Source organism: Pedobacter sp. ASV12, assembly GCF_016429155.1.
Classification (GTDB): Bacteria; Bacteroidota; Bacteroidia; order Sphingobacteriales; family Sphingobacteriaceae; genus Pedobacter.
The window spans coordinates 1-591 of record NZ_JAELUC010000230.1 but is presented as its reverse complement, the minus strand read 5'-3'; the positions used below and the strand labels follow the sequence as shown (position 1 = coordinate 591).

Annotated in this window: 1 protein-coding gene; it reads left to right on the top strand. The window is 35.4% G+C overall.

The window, feature by feature from the left end; genetic code table 11:
• On the top strand, positions 1-591 hold a 591-nt coding region (locus tag JHD69_RS20055), incomplete at both ends, for a hypothetical protein (RefSeq protein WP_199142108.1).

Below are 591 nucleotides of genomic sequence, written 5' to 3'. Positions count from 1 at the left end.
ATGTGTATAAGAGACAGCCTTTTGCAGTTAATCATTTTAAGTCAATTAATAAGGGGTTTACAAGCTATCTGAAAACGCTCCTAATCGCTGCTGGAATTATTCTCGCCATGCTATATGCAACCGGTGCATTAGATAAATTAATAGATATGGGAGGGGCATTGAAAAGACTTTCTGAAGAGAGTGCAGGAGAAGATGTAAGAAAGGAAAAAAATGCAACCTATATAAATTATTTGCTTTCTGATGTACGGTATTTTGCATTCGGAGTGCCAGGAGAAATACAGCAGGGAAATAATGGCGACGTAGAATTTTCTGATAATGGAGTGTTACTTTTCTTGTTAGAAAATGGTATACCATTTGCTTTATTTTATGCTTTGATAATTTATATCCTGGTCTCTTATACCGATAAGAAGATTAAATTCTCAATGGGATTAGGAATTTTCTTGCTGATCCTATTATTAACTTCGGTAACAAACAATGACATTATGTGGGATCATTATGTATTTACCTGTATACTGTTCTTTTTTCTCCTAATTAGTAATCAGCAGAACATCTGTCTCTTATACACATCTGACGCTGCCGACGAACCACGAC